Genomic DNA, 17,041 nt, shown 5'->3' on the forward strand with positions numbered 1-17,041 from the left:
CACACTTGAGCCTGTGACCGTTCGAGTTGGGGCCCTACATCTGGGGTGGGACGTGGTGTCCGTGGCCGCTGGTGGCGGCACGACGCCGGTCCGCCCGGTACAGGTCGAGGGCACCTACACCCCGCCCGCCTACCTGCTCGCCGATGCCGCGGGCAGGTTGCACACCGCCGGCGTCGACCGGCAACGACCGGATCTGGGGATGGCGATCGCCGATGTACGCGACATCCTCGGCCATCCGCAGATCGTGATCGCCGGCGCCACCTGGCCCGCCGAGCTCGTTTTCCGGGCCCGGCTGTACAACCCCCTCGCGTCTATCGGCAAGTACCTCCAGGGCAAGCCGCAACTGGTGGCGCTGCCGTATCCGGACAGCTGGCCCGAGGACAAGGTCGAGGTCTACGCGGCGCTCGTCGAGCAGCTCGACGTGGTCGTGGAGCCGCTACCGGAAAGCGTCGCGCTCTCGGGTTATGTGCGCGCGCTCGGCCTGGTCTCCCCGCCGAGCGAGCGGCATCGCAACGGGATCGGCGCCACCGGGATCTACTCCGACGGTCGCTCGCTGCTGGTCGTCGCGGTGCACGGCGACGACGAACAGCCGACCGAATCGACGGAGGTCGCGGTCGGCCCCGACGCCCTGCGCGACGCCCGCACCGCCGACAACGTGGTGATCGAGGCGATGGCCGCGGCCCGCTCGATCGGCGCCGACACCTCGACGGTGCTGCTCGCGGGCAATGTCTGCTTCAACGACGCGCTGCGCTTCGCCTTCCAGAACCACCTCGGTCAGCGTCTGCACGTGGCCGACCATCCGATGCACGCGCTGGTCCTCGGTGCCGCGCATCTGCTGGTCACCGAGCCGGACCTCGACGACGAGGAGGACGACTATCCGGCGTCCGGACATCCTGGTCAGGCGGTCGCCGCGCAGGTCGGCTGGGGTGCGCAACCCACAGCACCGCCCGCGGCTCAACCGCCGGGGCCCGCCGGATTCGTCGCCGGTCCGCCCGCCACGCAACCGCCGCAGCCTTCCGGTCCACCCGCTCGCGCACCGCGGCACGCCCTCGAACACGACGATGACGACGACGACCGACGCGGCAAACTGCTCGGCAAGGTGAAGAAGGGTTTCTTCGGCGCACCGGCGGTGGTCGGCGCGCTGGCCGTGGTCGCCTTCGCGCCGGATCCCGCCGTAGCCTCGGCCGCCGAACCGGTGAGCTGCGCGTTCACCCCGTACGCGAACACGGTCCCGCGCGAGGGCATCGAGACAGCGCGCGGGACGCTCGTCGACGATCCGGCCTGCGTCACTCCCGGCATCGACACCCTGCGCTACCTGATTCCCGGTCCCGCGCGCGCGACCGACCCCGGTCCGCCGGTAGTGATCTAGCTCCAGCCGTCGAGGCGGTGGTCGCCCATCGCCCGATTGTGGGTCGGTGATGCGTGGCTGGTATCGTTGCCCGTTGGCGTGTGGAACGTCGAACCGTTCGCGGATCGGCGTCTCCTCGATGTCCTGGGTCTCCACCGGCCGCCAGGACAGTCTCGATCCACACGTCAGGGCCGGCAACACCGACGACAGACAGGGAACGACTGTGCCTACGTACAGCCCCAAGGCGGGTGACGTCACCCGCAAGTGGTACGTCATCGACGCCACTGACGTAGTCCTCGGCCGTCTCGCCGTGCAGGCCGCTGGCCTGCTGCGCGGCAAGGGCAAGCCGACCTACGCACCCCACGTCGATGGTGGCGACTTCGTCATCATCATCAACGCGGAGAAGGTTGCCATCTCCGGCAACAAGAAGAACGACAAGCTCATCCACCACCACAGCGGACACCCGGGCGGCCTCAAGTCGCGCACTGTCGGCGAGGTGTTGGCGACCCGTCCCGATCGTCTCGTGGAGAAGGCCGTCAAGGGCATGATCCCGAAGAACAAGCTGGGCAACGCGATCGCGGGCAAGCTGAAGGTCTACGCAGGCCCGAACCACCCCCACGCCGCGCAGCAGCCGGTTCCGTTCGAGATCAAGCAGGTGGCCCAGTGACCGCTCCTGAAGAGTTCGCAGCCGAAGAGTTCGACGCCACCGATGAGGTCGTCGTCGAGATCGTCGAAGACGGCGAAGGCTACGCCGAAGGCGAATACGTCGAAGAAGAGCTGGCCTTCGAGCCGCTCGGCCTCGACCGCCCGGTGCAGACCGTCGGCCGCCGTAAGGAAGCCGTCGTTCGCGTTCGCATGGTGCCCGGTTCGGGCAACTTCGAGCTCAACGGCCGCACCATCGAGGATTACTTCCCGAACAAGGTGCACCAGCAGCTCGTGAAGTCCCCGCTGGTGCTGGTCGAGCGTGTCGAGAACTTCGACATCTACGCTCGCCTGGTCGGTGGCGGCCCGTCGGGTCAGGCAGGCGCCCTGCGTCTGGCTATCGCCCGCGCGCTGATCGTGGTCACCCCGGACGACCGTCCCGCCCTCAAGCGTGCCGGCTTCCTGACGCGTGACCCGCGTGCCACCGAGCGTAAGAAGTACGGCCTGAAGAAGGCCCGTAAGGCGCCTCAGTACTCGAAGCGCTGATTTACGCACTGCCGACTATTGGCTTTCGCATACGCTAGGTATGCTCCCCGCGCGAGTGGGGATGAGCCTGGTCGGCGGAGCATCTGTGCGAGAGCAGGCTTCCAGCACCGCTGGTTGCCTGCTCTCGTGCTGTATTCGGGGACCTACTACCGGTAGAGGGTTTTTATGGGACGGCTATTCGGCACAGACGGTGTTCGCGGACTCGCCAACGAGTCGCTGAGCCCGGAACTGGCGATGCGCGTCGCCGCCGCGGCAGCGCAGGTGCTCTCGCGCGGTAAGAAGCGCCCGGTCGCGGTGCTCGGTCGCGATCCGCGCGCCAGCGGCGAGATGCTGGAGGCCGCGGTGACCGCGGGCCTGACCTCCGTCGGCGTCGACGTTCTCTCGGTGGGCGTGCTGCCCACCCCGGCCGTGGCCTATCTGACCGGTCTGTACGACGCGTGCTTCGGCGTGATGATCTCCGCCTCGCACAACCCCATGCCCGACAACGGCATCAAGATCTTCGCGGCGGGCGGGCACAAGCTCGACGACGCCATCGAGGCGCGAATCGAAGCCCTGATCGCCGAAGGCGTCACCGTGCGCCCGACCGGCGCGGGCATCGGCCGCGTGCGTGGCGACTACACCGTCGAGGGCACCCACGAACGCTATGTCGAACATCTGCTCGAATCCACCAGCCAGGACCTGTCCTCGCTGACCGTCGTCGTCGACTGCGCGCACGGTGCGGCCGCCGAGGTGGCGCCGCAGGTGTACCGGGAGGCGGGCGCGACGGTGATCGCGATCAACGCCGAACCCAACGGGCTCAACATCAATGATGGTTGCGGGTCGACACATCTGGACGCTGTGCGGCGCGCGGTCCTCGAACACGGCGCCGATCTGGGCATCGCCCTCGACGGTGATGCCGACCGCTGCCTCGCGGTTGACGCGTCGGGCGCTGTTGTCGATGGTGACGCGATCATGGCCGTGCTCGCGCTGGCGATGCGTGACGCGGGCGAGTTGGTCGACAACACGCTCGTCGCCACGGTGATGAGCAACCTCGGCCTGCACATCGCGATGCGCGCCGCCGAGATCACCGTGATCACCGCCGCTGTCGGCGACCGGTATGTGCTCGAGGAACTGCGTCGCGGCGGGTTCAGCCTTGGCGGTGAACAGTCCGGGCATGTGGTGTTCCCGCGGTTCGGTACCACCGGCGACGGTGTGCTCACCGGTCTGCGGCTGATGGCGCGGATGGCGCAGACCAAGTTCTCGCTGGCCTCGCTCGCGGCGGTGATGACCACCGTGCCGCAGGTGCTGATCAATGTCGCGGTGTCGGACAAGAGCGCTGTCGCCGCCGCTCCCGAGGTGCTCGACGCTGTCGCCGAGGCCGAGCGGATCCTGGGGGAGACCGGGCGGGTGCTGTTGCGGCCCAGTGGGACCGAGCAGTTGGTGCGGGTGATGGTGGAGGCCACCGATCCGGCGCAGGCGCGTCAGCTGGCCGACGATCTGGCGAAGCGGGTCGCGGCGGTCTAGTCAGCTGGCGGGTTCGGGTTCGGTACAACTAGTATCGGGATACGCCGTAAGGACCTGTGTGCCACTGGCGCGTGTGTGCTGCTCGGCGCAGGCGGTTGTTTTGGCGCGCAGTACGATTCGAAGGGGGCCGATCATGGTTCCGCCGCTGCCTGCCCGCAACTATCAGGATCAGTACCCGTACGAGTACGGCGAAGCCGACCAGCCGCACCGCTGTGGTGGGGCCTGTGGGCGACCGGGGTGCCGCGAAGTGCCGCAAGGGTATTCGCACACCGTGCCGATTCGCGACGAAGGCTACGGCCAGTACGAACCGGTCGCCGAGGCGCCGCGCCCGTTCTCGATGCCGCGGGTACCACGCTCACGTTCGTTCATCGCGGTGGTCGCCGTGCTCGGTGTCACCTTCGGTGCCGGATTGATCGGGGCGAAGCTCGGTTCCGACATCGAACTGTTCGGTGCGTCCGAACCTGTTGTGGTGCAGTCGTTCTAGAACTGCCCGACGACGAACCCGCTGAACAGCACTCCGAAGCCGCCGATCTCGCCCGCGATCAGCCCGTACATCGACAGCCGCAATTCGGCGGGGATCTGCCCGTCGAACTGATTGGTGGTGTCGCGGCGCAGCCCGTGCAGGGCGTAGCTGGCGATCGCACCGGCGAAGAACGCGAGCACGACCAGGTCGGCGGTCAGGTTGACGATCGTCGGCCAGGCGCTGAGCTCGGTGAACACCGCGAGCAGGATGCCCGCGAAGGAATACATCAGCGCGGCGCGATGGGCGATGTCGACATAGACGTGTGCCGCACCGGCGACCCGGATGCCGTGGTATTTCCAGACCCCGAGCAATAACGCGCTCAGAAAGATGAAACCTGTGATGAGCAGGGTGATTCGGGTATCAATTCCTAATACGTCCATGCGCCTATTCCTCGGTGAGTAGCCCACCGGACATATGCCAACGACGGGTCGCACGAACAGAATCCAGCATCCGGCGATCGTGCGTCACCAGAATCAAAGTGCCGGTGAAGGATTCGACCGCCTGCTCGAGCTGTTCGATGGCGGGCAGGTCGAGGTGGTTGGTCGGTTCGTCGAGGACGAGCAGGTTCACCCCGCGTGCCTGGAGCAGCGCCAGCGCAGCACGGGTGCGTTCGCCGGGGGACAGGGTGTCGCAGGCGCGGGTCACGTGCGGCCCGCGAAGGCCGAACTTGGCCAGTAGCGTGCGAACTTCGGCGTCGGGCCAGTCCGGCATCGCCGCGGCGAAGGTGTCGGCCAGCGCGTCGTCGCCGCGGAACAGTCCGCGGGCCTGGTCGACCTCGCCGATCTCGACACCGGAACCCAGTGCGGCGGAACCGGAATCGGGCGCGATCTTGCCGAGCAGCAGACCGAGCAGGGTCGACTTGCCCGAGCCGTTGGCGCCGGTGAGCACGATCCGGTCGGCCCAGTCGATCTGGGTTGTGATCGGGCCGAGGGTGAATTCACCGCGCGTGAGCGAGGCGTTGTTGGCGGTCGCCACCACCGCGCCGCTGCGCGGGGCTGTCGCGATCTCCATCCGCAGCTCCCACTCCTTGCGCGGCTCGTCGACCACGTCGAGGCGTTCGATCCGGCGCTGGGTCTGGCGGGCCTTGGCCGCCTGCTTCTCGGTGGATTCCGCGCGGGTCTTGCGGCCCATCTTGTCGGAGTCGTTCTTGCCCTTGCGGCGGGCGTTGCGCACGCCGTGCTCGAGCCAGTTGCGCTGCATCTGCGCCCGTGACTCCAAACCCGCTTTGGTGTCGGCGAATTCGTCGTAGGCCTCACGGGCGTGCTTGCGGGCGATCTCGCGTTCGGCGAGGTAGGCGTCGTAGCCGCCGTCGTAGAAGCCTGTTTGCTGCTGCGCCAGATCGAGTTCGAGGACGCTGTTCACGGTGCGCGCCAGGAACTCTCGATCGTGGCTGATCACCATGAGCGGCACGCGCACGCCGGTGACGAATTTCTCCAGCCGGTCGAGGCCGTCCATGTCGAGGTCGTTGGTCGGCTCGTCGAGCAGCAGGATGTCGAAGCGCGACAACAGCACCGAGGCCAGCCCCGCGCGCGCCGCCTGGCCGCCGGACAGGCCCGTCATCGGGGTGTCGAGGCCGCCGGCCAAGCCGTCGGTGAGCCCCAGATCCGCGGCGACCTCCTCAGCGCGTTGATCGAGATCCGCGCCGCCGAGCGCCAGCCAATGTTCCAGCGCGGGTGAGTAATCGTCGTCGCCACCGTCGCCGAGTCGTTCGGCGGCCGCGTCCATCACCTGCTGTGCGTGCGCCACTCCCGTTCGGCGCGCGAGGAATTCGAGCACCGTCTCACCCTCGATGCGCTCCGGTTCCTGCGTCAGATACCCGACGGTCGCATCCGGCGGGCTCAACGCGATGGTGCCCTCGCCCGGCGCACGCTCGGCCAGCATCCGCAGCAACGTCGACTTGCCCGCGCCGTTCACCCCGACCAGCCCGATCACATCGCCGGGGGCGAGAGTGAAATCGAGGTCGGCGAACAGGGTCCGTTCGGCGTGCCCCGCGGACAGGCCGCTGGCGTGCAATGTCGTGCTCACCTCGACAATTGTGCCCGTCTAGGGGTCCGACCCTGAGGTCGGGGCCTCGGGAAATCAGGGTGCGGATAGGTCTGTGGACCGATGCGGGTGAGGGCGTTGCGACGGCACAGTGGAGATATCACCGCTCCACAGGAAGGCAACACCATGACCGCCCCCGCCCGCCGCCTCACCCGTTCGACCAGCAACTCTTGGATCGCAGGCGTCTGCGGTGGCCTCGCCGAACGCTACGGCTGGAACCCCAACGTCGTCCGCCTGGTCTTCGTCGTCTCCTGCTTGCTCCCCGGCCCGCAGTTCCTGATCTACCTGGCGATGTGGATCCTCATCCCCAAGAAGTAGCCCCGAACCCTTCGCCTCCCGCTCGCGGATGACAAGATAGTGGCCAACCCCGCCACGTCGTCATCCGCGAGTTCTTACGTTGGAGGAGCAGTCATGGTCACCTCGGGCGAGTTCCCCGGCTTCGGCCTCCCCGACATCGACGCCCATTCATCTTTGGGCGGCCTGGGCGCCGTAGAGCTGAACAACCCATCCCTCGATCTCGACCACGACGGCGTCGCCGACTCCCTCTCCACCGGCGACACCGACTCGACCAGCATCTGGTCCGACTATGACCATGATGGTCTGGCCGACCATGTCACGGTTGTCGAGGAAGACGGCGACTACGCCGCCTGGGAGTACCACCGCCATCCCGATGGGACGTCGGAGTGGCGCAAGACCGACCAGGGGAACCTGGAGAAGTAGATTCTCCCCCGCCGGCGAGGGAACCGGCGGGTGGTTTCGTGCGTCCAACTAGGTAGGGACGCCGTTGTGGCGTGCCTCGAGTACTGGAGGTGGGGGATGGGCACAACTGTTTCCGGCGGGATCGTGGTGAATCAGGCCGCGATGACCCAATCGGTCAACAGCTTGAAGACCACGGTGTCCGAGGTACGCGGTACTGCGAAGGTGGTCGACGCCAACAGTTGGGGCGACGGTATGAACGGGGCCGACTACGAAGCCGGTCGTGCCTACCTCGATCAGGGCAAACGGATCGCCGAGGGACTCGATCGAACTGTCACCTGGTTGAAGGTCTGGACCACCGCGGTCGAAGCCACCGCGGAGGCAGTCGGCAAAGCCACGGTCGAATTCACTGCCGTGGACGCGCAGAACGCGCGCGCCTTGAACCAGGTCGTGGCGAAGTGACCAAGTCCGTGAATGACGTCCTCGACGAGGGTGCGCAGGGGCTCCTCTATTTCGAACAACTGTTGCCGCTCTATCAACAAGCTTTCGGTATCGGTGTCAGCGTTTCGATCGAGCAGATCCAGGCGAAGTACGACCAGGAACGGGGGATGAACCTGGCGAAGCTCGGGACGGCAGCCACGGAACTGCAGAAGATGCTCGGAGTCGCCGACACCCAACGAGCCGCGCAGTCCGCGGCAGCCGACGCCCTCGGGTCGTCGTGGCAAGGGGCGGCGGCCGACGCCGGAATCGGGCGGCTGCGCGAGATCGTCGGCATGGCTGTACAAGACCGGGAAAAGGTGCAGGCGCTTGCCACCGCGATGGTCAACGCGGTGCCCGCTTTGCAGGGGATCGTCGAGGCCAAAGCGAATACCGTCAAGGCATTCGCAACTGGATATCGCCTCCAAGTGGGCAGTCAGCGCACGCTGATCACCGTCGGCGAGATGACCGTTGTGGATATCGAGCAGATCATTCGCAGCAGCAAGTCGGGAGACATCAATCTGACCCTGTTCAACCGGCTGGTCGAGGTGAAGGACATCGAGAATGTCGCCAAAGATCATGAACGCGGCTCTGACCAGTGGAAACAAGCCGTCAGGGAAATCTGTGACGACTGGCTGAAGACCGTCTTCCAGAAGGACTTCACCGACAAACTGAGCGTGTTCAACGCTCAGTGCACGACTACGCAGACCGCGGTTCAAGGCCAGTACGCCACCATCGAGGCAGCAGCCGCCGGGGTCGAGGAGCGAAGCTATCCGTCGGTTGCGGGTGGTGCGTCGGCGCCAGTCGACAACGGAGACTCGAGCAAGGCGAAGGGTGACGGATCGACAGCCAACGGTGATCAGTCGGGTAGCGGCGGCAGCACCGAGGCCGCAGGCACCCAGACCGGGGACGCTTCCGCTGCGACGGGATCACCCGCGAAGACGGCAACGCCCAGTACTGACACCGACGACGATGACACCGACGACGATGACACCGAAACCAGCAGTGCGCTGAGCACCCTCACCTCGGCGATCAGTGAGTTGGGCACTACATTGTCGAGCGCGTTGACCGGCGACCTCGGCGACACCCTTACTTCGACTGCCGAATCGGTGGGTACCTCGATCAGCGACGGCATCGAGCAGATGACCGAACAAGCCAGCAGCCTGTTGTCGGGCGAGCACGAGGCTTCGTTCCAGCTCGGCGACACCAAGGTGAGTATCGAGGCAGGGGAGAACGGGTTGGCGTTGACGACCACCGATGCCAACGGTGATACCCAGCAGTACCGATTGACGTTGGACGAGAACGGATTGCCGGTCATCGAGCAGGAGTCGAGCTCTGCCGACACCGCCGCGACTGATGGATCCAACGGTGTGTCGGGTTCGGACACACCAGAACCCGGCACCGGACAAGGCGAGGCGGACCTTGCCGAAGCCGGGCAGGGCGCTGAGGGAGCCACTCCGGCCGTCGGTGAAACACCAGATCAGGCCGACGCGCCGGTCACCGACGGGACCGGCGACGGCGATCCGTCGTCCGGTGCAGGCGGGGTACCGATCGGACCACGCTCAACCCAGCAGGAAACCGACGGCGAGCACACCCCGACCGTAGACGACCATCAGCCGAGCAACCCGGCCGACTCGGGCGCGGTCCTGTCCGAGGCGGGCCCACTGTGACGCTGGGTATTTCACGATCGATGGCTGGTGAATGACCGCCCATGGACTACGCAGCAGAGATTGAGCAGATCGCCTTCGAAGCGCGTCGCCGATCAGCGTTGCTGATGGACGAGATCGACGAGATCAACCGCCAGACCACAATCCGTGCCGAGGAGTTCGCGATCGAAGCGGGCAATCGGCTTCGAGAACTGGTTGACCAAGAAGTTGAGGACGAAAGCGAAGCGGAACCCGAACAGGAACCGACCGCGCCGCCCTCGACTCGCGAGGAATGGAGTCAGCCCGAAGCGGGTCGGCAGGTTCCGCCGCCGGAAGCAGTGCAGCCCGACCCCAACTGGTCTCCAGAACAACTGCGGCAAGCCGAGATTCGTGCCGCGGTCGCCCGCGCGAAGGCCGCCCGACAGGCCCAGTCGACAGTCGTACCGTCGGACGGTGACTTCGACCAGGAGTCCGAGTACTACCGCCGGTCGACGTGGCTGGATTGATCCCACAATCTGCGTCGAAGCCACCACATTGACCAGCAGATCCGGATCAGTCAGGTGAGCTGATGAGGTGGTGTGGGGGATTCGGTTCAGGCGGCAGTTCCGTACCCGGCGGTGGGGGCCGTTGTTGGATACGATGGCGCCGCCGACATGCGGGTAGGGGTAGCTATGGTCGAGTTCATTGCCGGGTATGCGGTTGAACGCGTGCTCGGGCGGGGTGGAATGGGGACGGTCTACCTGGCGCGCAATCCTCGGCTGCCGCGGTCCGTCGCGTTGAAACTGCTGGACGAGAACATGTTCGGTGACGAGGAGGTGCAAGCGCGATTCCAGCGGGAGGCTGATCTCGCCGCCAGGCTCGACCACCCGAACATCGTCGCAGTGTATGACAGCGGGGTGGAGGGGAATCGGCCCTGGATCGCGATGCAGTATGTGAAGGGGACCGATGCGGCGGCGGTCGGGGTGTTCGAGCCTTCACGGGCGGTGCGAGTAGTGGCCGAGGTCGCCACAGCCCTCGACTTCGCGCACACGCACGGTGTGTTGCACCGCGACATCAAGCCGGGCAACATCCTGCTCGGCGAATCGGTTCACGGGTTGCCGGAGCGGGTGATGCTCGCCGACTTCGGCATCGCTCGACTGCGGGTAGACCAGAGTCCGCTCACCCGCACCGGATCATTCACCGCCACGCTGGCATTTGCGTCACCTGAGCAGCTGGCGGCATCGCCCCTCGATCCCCGATGCGATCAATACTCCCTGGCCTGTGCCTTTTTCGCGATGCTCACCGGTTTGCAGCCGTTCGACGCGAACAATCCGGTGATGGTGATCCAAGCTCATATGTCGGCCCCTCCGCCATCGCTGACCCGAGTGCGCCCGGACCTGCCGTGGGAACTCGACGCGGTGCTTGCCCGGGCAATGGCCAAGCGACCCGGCGATCGGTACGCGTCCTGCGGGGAGTTCGCGGACGCGGTGCAGCGCGCGTTCCAGCTGATATCGGTGCCGTCTGTTACACCGACGGATCCGGTGTCCGTGGGTGCGCACAGTCCGCCGATTACATCCAGCCCTGTTGTGCCCCAATCGGAACCGATGCCGCGGCCAGTAGTGCCAAAGCCGCGCCGCTCGGCAGTCGACTCTGGCCCGGTACGCCCACCGGCTGTCAAAGGCAGGCCGGAATGGATCGACATGACTGTGCAGCGTGACGCCGAGTCCCCCGTCTCGACCCTCCCGCAGCGCGAACCACTACAACGGATCCTCGGTGACGGCTTCAGCCACTCACCGCGGAAAGTCCTGACCTGGGTCTATGTATCGATCCTGGCGGTGCTCTTCATCCTGGTCACCACCGACATCACTAACTGGTAGCTAGACGCAAAGCCTCTGCTGGACAACATTCGCCACCCGATAGCTCGGGAGATAGCCTGTCGCTATGGGGGATTCAGCGGCGAAACCACACGACGCGCTCTTCCGGCATTTCATCGGCCGGCCGAGCAACGCAGCGGCTCGAGCACGCCCGGTCGTCGCATCCGCTCTTGCCGCCCGCGTCGATTGGTCCAGCCTTTCCCTCGAATCGATCAGCTTCGTCTCCCGCCACTTGCGCGGCACCTACAGCGATCTGCTTTTCAGCGCCCGTTTCGATGGCCGAGACGCCTTCGTCCCACACCTGCGCTTCCTGCTCGACGACCTCACGGCCGTGACTGTCGATGAGATCTACGCCCGCCCCAACACAGACGCTTGCCCTGCAGGTGCTGCTGAAGAAGGCCCCGGACAACCAGCACCTTGACAACGATCTCGAACGCCTGCTACCAACCCTGAAGGCGTTGGATGCCGATGACTTGACCACCATCCTGACGTACATTGTGAGTGTGGGCGATATCCCTGACGAGCGCCTACAACCAATCGTCGACCGCATTGGACCCGAAGCAAAGGAGGCCTTCGTGACAACCGCCGACCGACTCCGAACTGAAGGGCGTACCGAAGGCCGCGCTGAAGGGCGGATTGCCACGTTGCGCGAGATGCTGACCGAACAGTTGACCATCAAGTTCGGTGACCTGCCGGCCAAGATCTCCGACGCGGTAGACCGCGCTGATCAGGAGCAGTTGTATCGGTGGACGACCAGATTCGCCACGGCCACCTCCCTCAACGACATGCGCATCGCCTGACCTTCGCGTTCTGGTCTTCGTCGGCGCGGTCAACCCACCTGCGTGTGTCGCGGCTATGAGCCCCGAACCGCCCCGACCACGTCCAACCCGGTCAGTTGCCGAATGAGGGTGGCCGACGCGGCCGATCCATGGCTGAGGCACTGAGCCTGCTCAACTCGGCGGGGGCGACACCTGGTCCTGGACTCGGTGGTTACGTACAAGCCGCGGGCGTTCACATTCACGCGGGCGTGCGCTGACCGGACCAATCGAGGCGAGGAGATCGGTGCCAACGACGTGCTCGTCGCCGCGACCGCGATGAGCATCGGTTGGGGTAGCAGCCGCGAACACGCACCACTTCAGGCGAATACCGGGGCTCGAAGTGCGCCTTCACCTGATCCAGGTCCAGCCGCAGACACACCGCGAAGTCGGTGAGAGACACCGGTAATGTGGGCCCCTCGACCGGTGATTATTGGGGGACATAGTGTTGCAAATCGGGGAGGTGTTCGCCGGGTTCGCCATCGAGCGACTGCTCGGCCAGGGTGGCATGGGGGCCGTGTACCTCGCCCATCATCCTCGACTACCTCGCCGAACGGCGCTGAAACTGCTGAATCGGGACCTGTTCTCCGACAGGGAAGTTCGTACTCGGTTCGAGCGAGAAGCTGATCTCGTGGCCCAGCTGGATCATCCGAACATCGTCACGGTCTACGACCGCGGTGCCGAGGGCGACCAGCTGTGGATCTCGATGCAACACATCGACGGTGACGACGCTCGAACTGTCTCCCCGCGAGATCTTCCTGCGGAGCGAGCAATTCAGATCATCGAAGGAGTGGCCGCTGCCTTGGATTACGCCCACCGCAAGGGCATCATCCACCGGGATGTCAAACCAGCCAACATCCTGCTGGAACATTCCGAGCCAGGGCAGCAGGGTCGAATATTTCTCGCAGATTTCGGCATCGCACGATTGCACCAGGAATCCAGCCGCTTGACCCAGACCGGAACCTTCAACGCGACTTTGGCTTTCGCGTCGCCCGAACAACTGACCGGTGCCACCATCGACGGCCGCACTGACCAATATTCGCTGGCATGTTCGTTGTACTGGCTACTTACCGGCGCAGGCCCGTTCGATATGGCCCACCCGGGGGAGGTTATCCGCGGCCACCTGCAACTTCCACCCCCATCGCTGTCCGCCGCTCGCCCCGGAGTCTCCGTGGCAATGGACACAACGCTGGCGAAGGGCATGGCTAAGCATCCTGACGGCCGGTTCGCCTCCTGTACGGAGTTCGCCACCGCTGTTCGCCGGGCATTGATCGAACCCTCGCCGGCAGCGGAGGTTACCCGCGTTGCCGAAGTCCGTCCAACACATGAGAGCGCACCACCACAGTGGAATCATGCTGCGCTGTCTAATAATTCAGCCTTTCCAGCGGAGTTTCGTCATTGGCAATCACCAGGCGGTGGCACGCCGAGCCCGATGACCGACTTCACTTCGCCGAGACAGCCCACACGATCCGCAGCCTTGGTTGTCGGGCTCGCTGTCGCGGCCGTAATCGCACTTGTCGCTGTCGGCACTCTCTTCGCTGTCACCAGGGACAACCGCAGCAGTGCCGCGACCCAGGCAAGCTCGTCGTCACCGCAGACCTCCTCGGCTACCTCCACGGCATCGCCCGCATCGCCCACTGACCGGGTCGCAGTGCACCAGGCCTTTCCCCTCCTGGCGCCCCCGAACGACGAGGCATTTGCTGACGGTATCGCGGCGCACGACAAGCAGCGCTGCTATTGGCGGAAGCAAGGTGACACACTCACAGTCGGCTTGAACTCACTGTCGCTGACGCACACGGACTGGGCCACTGCCTGGGACTGTAGCCGCGACGCAAACCGCAGTACTGGCACCCCCGGCTACTTCATCATCGCCTATGAAACGCCAGAGGCAGCAGCTGCCGCCCTGGAGACGACGTTCGCCGGGAACGCGAAAGCCAGCGAAGTAAACGGCGGGCAGACCTACACGGTCTACCACCGCAAAACTGCGGTAACCCAGATATGGAACCACTACGCCACCATCACCAGCTTCGAATCCGATCTGAATCGTTCGAGATACGTGCTGTACGGGTACCTCGGCGACCGACCCGAAGTCGGCGATTCGGTCGTCGAGGGCGCCCTCATGGCGTGGTGGAACGCGCTTCCCCTCAGCTGAACTCGCTGTTGGCGTCGCTGACCATGTAACTGCGAAGCAACAACTTACAGCGGACCTGCTTCAGCGAGTTGTGCCCCCGAGCCGCCAGGATTCGGTTGTTGCTCGCTGCCGACGGGGATTGATGACCGATGCTCGGTATCGGTTTCGTTCTCTGCAGACCAGGATGGGACGCCGGTGTAACTGTTCGGGTTGTGTTCGGATTCTTGATCTTTGGCGCTGAGCGAACCGGCGGTGTTCGGTGTCGCGCTCGATGCTGCGCCGGCGTCTTCGAGCCCCGTAGGGGCTTGACCTGAATCCGCTGATGGCTCACCGGCGGTGGGGGAGTCGGTTGCGGTGTTGTCGGTTACTACCGGGATACCGCTTTCGTTCAAGGTGAGGCCGTATTCGTGGGCTGTGCCCGTCGAGTCAGTCGTGGTGAGCTTGAGTTGCCCATCCTCACCGGTTGCCAAGCTGAGAGTTGTTCCGGCGATGTTGAATTCGGTGGAGCCGGTTCCATTGAACAAGCTGCTCAATTGTTCGATGCCATTTGTGATCGACGTTCCCAGTGAACTGAGGCCGGTGCCGAGCGATTCGGCGATGGACTCGGCTGAGCCGGTTGATCCTGACGTGAGGCTCGACAATTCGCTGACAACTGAGCTCAAGGTCGATAGTCCACTCGAGACTGTGGTCAACAGACTGCTCAGATCTGTGGACGAACCGTCGTCGGTGGTTGGCGTCGTGGTGGTCGGAGTTGTTGCTGCGGGGGTTGTTGCTGGATTCGCGGTCGTATCCTCGGTCGGAGAAGCGGTCGTAGGGGTACCAGTTGACGGGGTGCCGGTCGATGGTGATGTTTCCGGCGTCTTTGTCCCTGGCTGACCAGTGGATTCAGGCGTGGGGGGTGCGGAAAGACGCTCAACGTTATTCAGCGCATCTGTGACGACTTTCAAATATGCCTTTACGGCGACATCGGTCTCGGTGCAAAGATTTGTGTACGCTCTGAAATATCCCTCCGCGCTCTCGCGAAATTGCTTGCGCCATTGATCGCATAGTTGCGTGGCTTGGTAGTCGAAAATTTCCCAGCCTACGTCGTTGCCGTCGCTATAGTGTGGCGCCTTACCGGGAGCGAAGTGCTGCAGTCCGCCGCGGTCTGGGCCGAATACTCCATTGTCGGCCAATACTTGTATCCGGGCTCGAACGGTATCGCCAACACCGCGTCGTGCTGCGTAGTTGATGATCATCGAAACGTCATCATTGCCTGCCGCTGCATCGTCGTCATCGCGGAGGTTGATGCCGTTCCCGCCACTGTCGCCGTTTGTCATTTCGACGCCGTTTATCTTGGTAACGCCGGATAGTTCCGCAAAGGCGTTGGCCTTCCTCTGAATGCAACTCTTGATCCCATCAACGGCGGCGTTGATAACCCCGGGTAGTTGCCCGATCTCGCTAGCTGCCTCGTCGGACCATGTGTTGAGTTTGCTCAACCTGTCCTTTGCTGCTGCCCCGCTGGTGCCTTGCCAGGAATCCTCGAGAACGCGGACTACCTGCTCTTGATCGGTCTGCGCGGTCTCAATTTTCGGCATTGCGGCAGATATTCGCTGAGCGGCACCAACCAAGTTGTTTAGCTGCATATACTCTTGCTGGTAATAGGGTTTGTCGATCGCGCGTTCTGCTTCGATTGAGATTCCGGTCGCGTTTGTTTCTCCGCCTTGGCCGGAGAAGGCGTATCGTGCTGCTACGAGATAGAACCAGCGCAACCTGGCGGCACTGAACCCGGCGTAGCCGCCGCTCAGGATTTTGTACGCATCGTATTCGGGGTTGTAGGCGCCGGAATCGCTGGACAGTGACTCATTTACCCGGACGTCACCAGCGCTATGTTTTCCGTATCCTGCCCATACCGCCGATCGGTCTTCGCCGGTGCCATTGACGGTAACCCACGATCCGGGGTTACCGTTACCGAGTCCAATCTTAGAGTTGTCCCCCATCGCCTATTTCCCCCCCGTGATGAGGTTGCCGGTGTTATCGACAGATACTTTGCCGATCGCGTCGGAAAACTGGGTATCGGTGTACTGCAAGCTGTTGGCGCTGTTCGTGAGCGCATCACCGAACGCTGTGCAAGCCTGCGACCAGTTCTTGACAGCGGCTACCGTTTTCTCGAAGCCAGTAACAATTTCCTGTGCTTCTGCCGCGTATTCTTCTCCCAAATCGCCCGCTGCGAACATGTTTCCCCATAACCCGGCGACGGCAGTCAGTTCCTGCGCAGTGGCCTGAAGCTTCCCCCCCTGCGCTCGCACGGTATCCGAATCCACGCTCAGAAAGTCACTCATCGACCATTCCCCTTAAAAAAGTATAGGCAACGCCTTTATGTCTATTTACACCAGCCATGAGTCGCGCCCGTATCCCTGCGAACGAGCTTCGTCCAGTTCCGTCCAGTCGGTCGGCTGCACGTAGCCTTCCCGTGGACGTTCGGCCGCGGCCGCTTCCTGTCGCAACCGGTATTCGCGCATGAGTCGATCCTGTTCCTCGCGTGCCTCGCGAGCGGTCCGTTCCCCGGGCGTCTCGGGGCCGAACCCCATCGCGGCGACACGCTCCCCGATCTGCTGTATCGCTCGATCAGCTTCGCGCTGGACCTGTTCGACGCGGTCTTGGGTCTGTCGGGCAGCATCGATATGTTCGTTAGTGATGCTGTCGATTCTGGCGAGCCAGTTCATCGCATCCCCCCTTCGGTTCAGTGTCGTCTACAACTTTGGACGCACCAGGGATGTGTTCGGTTCCATCAACTTTCGGCGAATCCCCATCGCAAGTCGCCAAGATCAGGTTGTGC

The 17,041-nt window shown here is 64.3% G+C and carries 19 protein-coding genes; 14 read left to right on the forward strand and 5 right to left on the reverse strand.

Annotated features, from left to right (window positions below):
- Positions 1–13: 13 nt before the first annotated feature.
- From ACQHI0_RS32920 to ACQHI0_RS32940, 5 genes are all read left to right on the forward strand, one after another.
- Entirely contained in the window at positions 14–1,369 is a 1,356-nt protein-coding gene (locus ACQHI0_RS32920) for a hypothetical protein (protein ID WP_427905590.1), read from the forward strand.
- A gap of 202 nt (positions 1,370–1,571) precedes the next feature.
- A complete protein-coding gene (gene rplM, locus ACQHI0_RS32925; protein ID WP_101468214.1) occupies positions 1,572–2,015 on the forward strand; it encodes a 50S ribosomal protein L13 in 444 nt (147 codons plus the stop codon).
- Entirely contained in the window at positions 2,012–2,536 is a 525-nt protein-coding gene (gene rpsI / locus ACQHI0_RS32930; protein WP_378632416.1) for a 30S ribosomal protein S9, read from the forward strand. Before rplM ends, rpsI begins: the two co-directional genes overlap by 4 nt.
- A 165-nt stretch (positions 2,537–2,701) precedes the next feature.
- The gene (gene glmM / locus ACQHI0_RS32935) at positions 2,702–4,039 is read left to right on the forward strand and encodes a phosphoglucosamine mutase (protein WP_427905591.1); all 1,338 of its coding nucleotides are present in this window, start codon (positions 2,702–2,704) and stop codon (positions 4,037–4,039) included.
- Positions 4,040–4,172: 133 nt separating this feature from the next.
- On the forward strand, positions 4,173–4,523 hold the full coding sequence (locus ACQHI0_RS32940) for a hypothetical protein (protein ID WP_427905592.1): 351 nt from the start codon (positions 4,173–4,175) through the stop codon (positions 4,521–4,523).
- Here the strand turns inward: ACQHI0_RS32940 and ACQHI0_RS32945 are convergent.
- Complete coding sequence (locus ACQHI0_RS32945) at positions 4,520–4,942, reverse strand: hypothetical protein (RefSeq protein ID WP_427905593.1); 423 nt, start codon at positions 4,940–4,942, stop codon at positions 4,520–4,522. The genes ACQHI0_RS32940 and ACQHI0_RS32945 overlap by 4 nt on opposite strands.
- Positions 4,943–4,946: 4 nt before the next feature.
- Positions 4,947–6,533 carry an ABC-F family ATP-binding cassette domain-containing protein gene (locus ACQHI0_RS32950; RefSeq protein WP_427909375.1) on the reverse strand — a complete coding sequence of 529 codons (1,587 nt, stop codon included), beginning with the start codon at positions 6,531–6,533 and terminating at the stop codon, positions 4,947–4,949.
- A 198-nt stretch (positions 6,534–6,731) separates the two neighbouring features.
- Here ACQHI0_RS32950 and ACQHI0_RS32955 point away from each other — a divergent pair, with 198 nt between their 5' ends.
- The 9 genes from ACQHI0_RS32955 (at position 6,732) to ACQHI0_RS32995 (ending at position 14,244) form a co-directional block, all read left to right on the forward strand.
- On the forward strand, positions 6,732–6,923 hold the full coding sequence (locus ACQHI0_RS32955; RefSeq protein ID WP_427905594.1) for a PspC domain-containing protein: 192 nt from the start codon (positions 6,732–6,734) through the stop codon (positions 6,921–6,923).
- Positions 6,924–7,016: 93 nt separating this feature from the next.
- Positions 7,017–7,325, forward strand: coding sequence for a DUF6802 family protein (locus ACQHI0_RS32960; RefSeq protein ID WP_427905595.1), 309 nt, complete (start codon positions 7,017–7,019; stop codon positions 7,323–7,325).
- A 96-nt stretch (positions 7,326–7,421) separates the two neighbouring features.
- Positions 7,422–7,763: a hypothetical protein gene (locus ACQHI0_RS32965; RefSeq protein ID WP_427905596.1), complete on the forward strand. Its 342-nt coding sequence runs from the start codon at positions 7,422–7,424 to the stop codon at positions 7,761–7,763.
- Complete coding sequence (locus tag ACQHI0_RS32970; RefSeq protein WP_427905597.1) at positions 7,760–9,448, forward strand: hypothetical protein; 1,689 nt, start codon at positions 7,760–7,762, stop codon at positions 9,446–9,448. The genes ACQHI0_RS32965 and ACQHI0_RS32970 overlap by 4 nt, the downstream gene beginning before the upstream one ends.
- A gap of 41 nt (positions 9,449–9,489) precedes the next feature.
- The gene (locus ACQHI0_RS32975) at positions 9,490–9,930 is read left to right on the forward strand and encodes a hypothetical protein (protein ID WP_427905598.1); all 441 of its coding nucleotides are present in this window, start codon (positions 9,490–9,492) and stop codon (positions 9,928–9,930) included.
- A 165-nt stretch (positions 9,931–10,095) separates the two neighbouring features.
- Positions 10,096–11,280 (forward strand): serine/threonine-protein kinase, encoded by a 1,185-nt coding sequence (locus tag ACQHI0_RS32980; protein WP_427905599.1) that lies wholly within the window; start codon positions 10,096–10,098, stop codon positions 11,278–11,280.
- A 64-nt stretch (positions 11,281–11,344) separates the two neighbouring features.
- On the forward strand, positions 11,345–11,698 hold the full coding sequence (locus tag ACQHI0_RS32985) for an Rpn family recombination-promoting nuclease/putative transposase (protein ID WP_427905600.1): 354 nt from the start codon (positions 11,345–11,347) through the stop codon (positions 11,696–11,698).
- Complete coding sequence (locus ACQHI0_RS32990; RefSeq protein WP_427905601.1) at positions 11,661–12,077, forward strand: hypothetical protein; 417 nt, start codon at positions 11,661–11,663, stop codon at positions 12,075–12,077. The genes ACQHI0_RS32985 and ACQHI0_RS32990 overlap by 38 nt, the downstream gene beginning before the upstream one ends.
- Before the next feature lie 460 nt (positions 12,078–12,537).
- The gene (locus tag ACQHI0_RS32995; RefSeq protein WP_427905602.1) at positions 12,538–14,244 is read left to right on the forward strand and encodes a serine/threonine-protein kinase; all 1,707 of its coding nucleotides are present in this window, start codon (positions 12,538–12,540) and stop codon (positions 14,242–14,244) included.
- Between the two features lie 44 nt (positions 14,245–14,288).
- Here the strand turns inward: ACQHI0_RS32995 and ACQHI0_RS33000 are convergent, their stop codons facing one another.
- The 3 genes from ACQHI0_RS33000 to ACQHI0_RS33010 are packed head-to-tail and all read right to left on the reverse strand — an operon-like array spanning position 14,289 to position 16,928.
- Positions 14,289–16,202 (reverse strand): hypothetical protein, encoded by a 1,914-nt coding sequence (locus ACQHI0_RS33000; protein ID WP_427905603.1) that lies wholly within the window; start codon positions 16,200–16,202, stop codon positions 14,289–14,291.
- Between the two features lie 3 nt (positions 16,203–16,205).
- Positions 16,206–16,544 (reverse strand): hypothetical protein, encoded by a 339-nt coding sequence (locus ACQHI0_RS33005; RefSeq protein WP_427905604.1) that lies wholly within the window; start codon positions 16,542–16,544, stop codon positions 16,206–16,208.
- A gap of 45 nt (positions 16,545–16,589) precedes the next feature.
- The gene (locus ACQHI0_RS33010) at positions 16,590–16,928 is read right to left on the reverse strand and encodes a hypothetical protein (RefSeq protein ID WP_427905605.1); all 339 of its coding nucleotides are present in this window, start codon (positions 16,926–16,928) and stop codon (positions 16,590–16,592) included.
- Positions 16,929–17,041 lie beyond the last annotated feature (113 nt).

Source organism: Nocardia sp. FBN12, assembly GCF_050320175.1.
Classification (GTDB): Bacteria; Actinomycetota; Actinomycetes; order Mycobacteriales; family Mycobacteriaceae; genus Nocardia.

Bases quoted from the DNA above. Each gene is read 5' to 3' on its own strand.
- glmM (WP_427905591.1), top strand. From the start codon at position 2,702: ATGGGACGGCTATTCGGCACAGACGGTGTTCGCGGACTCGCCAACGAG.
- ACQHI0_RS32940 (WP_427905592.1), top strand. From the start codon at position 4,173: ATGGTTCCGCCGCTGCCTGCCCGCAACTATCAGGATCAGTACCCGTAC.
- ACQHI0_RS32945 (WP_427905593.1), bottom strand. From the start codon at position 4,942: ATGGACGTATTAGGAATTGATACCCGAATCACCCTGCTCATCACAGGT.
- ACQHI0_RS32955 (WP_427905594.1), top strand. From the start codon at position 6,732: ATGACCGCCCCCGCCCGCCGCCTCACCCGTTCGACCAGCAACTCTTGG.
- ACQHI0_RS32960 (WP_427905595.1), top strand. From the start codon at position 7,017: ATGGTCACCTCGGGCGAGTTCCCCGGCTTCGGCCTCCCCGACATCGAC.
- ACQHI0_RS32965 (WP_427905596.1), top strand. From the start codon at position 7,422: ATGGGCACAACTGTTTCCGGCGGGATCGTGGTGAATCAGGCCGCGATG.
- ACQHI0_RS32975 (WP_427905598.1), top strand. From the start codon at position 9,490: ATGGACTACGCAGCAGAGATTGAGCAGATCGCCTTCGAAGCGCGTCGC.
- ACQHI0_RS32980 (WP_427905599.1), top strand. From the start codon at position 10,096: ATGGTCGAGTTCATTGCCGGGTATGCGGTTGAACGCGTGCTCGGGCGG.
- ACQHI0_RS32985 (WP_427905600.1), top strand. From the start codon at position 11,345: ATGGGGGATTCAGCGGCGAAACCACACGACGCGCTCTTCCGGCATTTC.
- ACQHI0_RS33000 (WP_427905603.1), bottom strand. From the start codon at position 16,202: ATGGGGGACAACTCTAAGATTGGACTCGGTAACGGTAACCCCGGATCG.
- ACQHI0_RS33005 (WP_427905604.1), bottom strand. From the start codon at position 16,544: ATGAGTGACTTTCTGAGCGTGGATTCGGATACCGTGCGAGCGCAGGGG.
- ACQHI0_RS33010 (WP_427905605.1), bottom strand. From the start codon at position 16,928: ATGAACTGGCTCGCCAGAATCGACAGCATCACTAACGAACATATCGAT.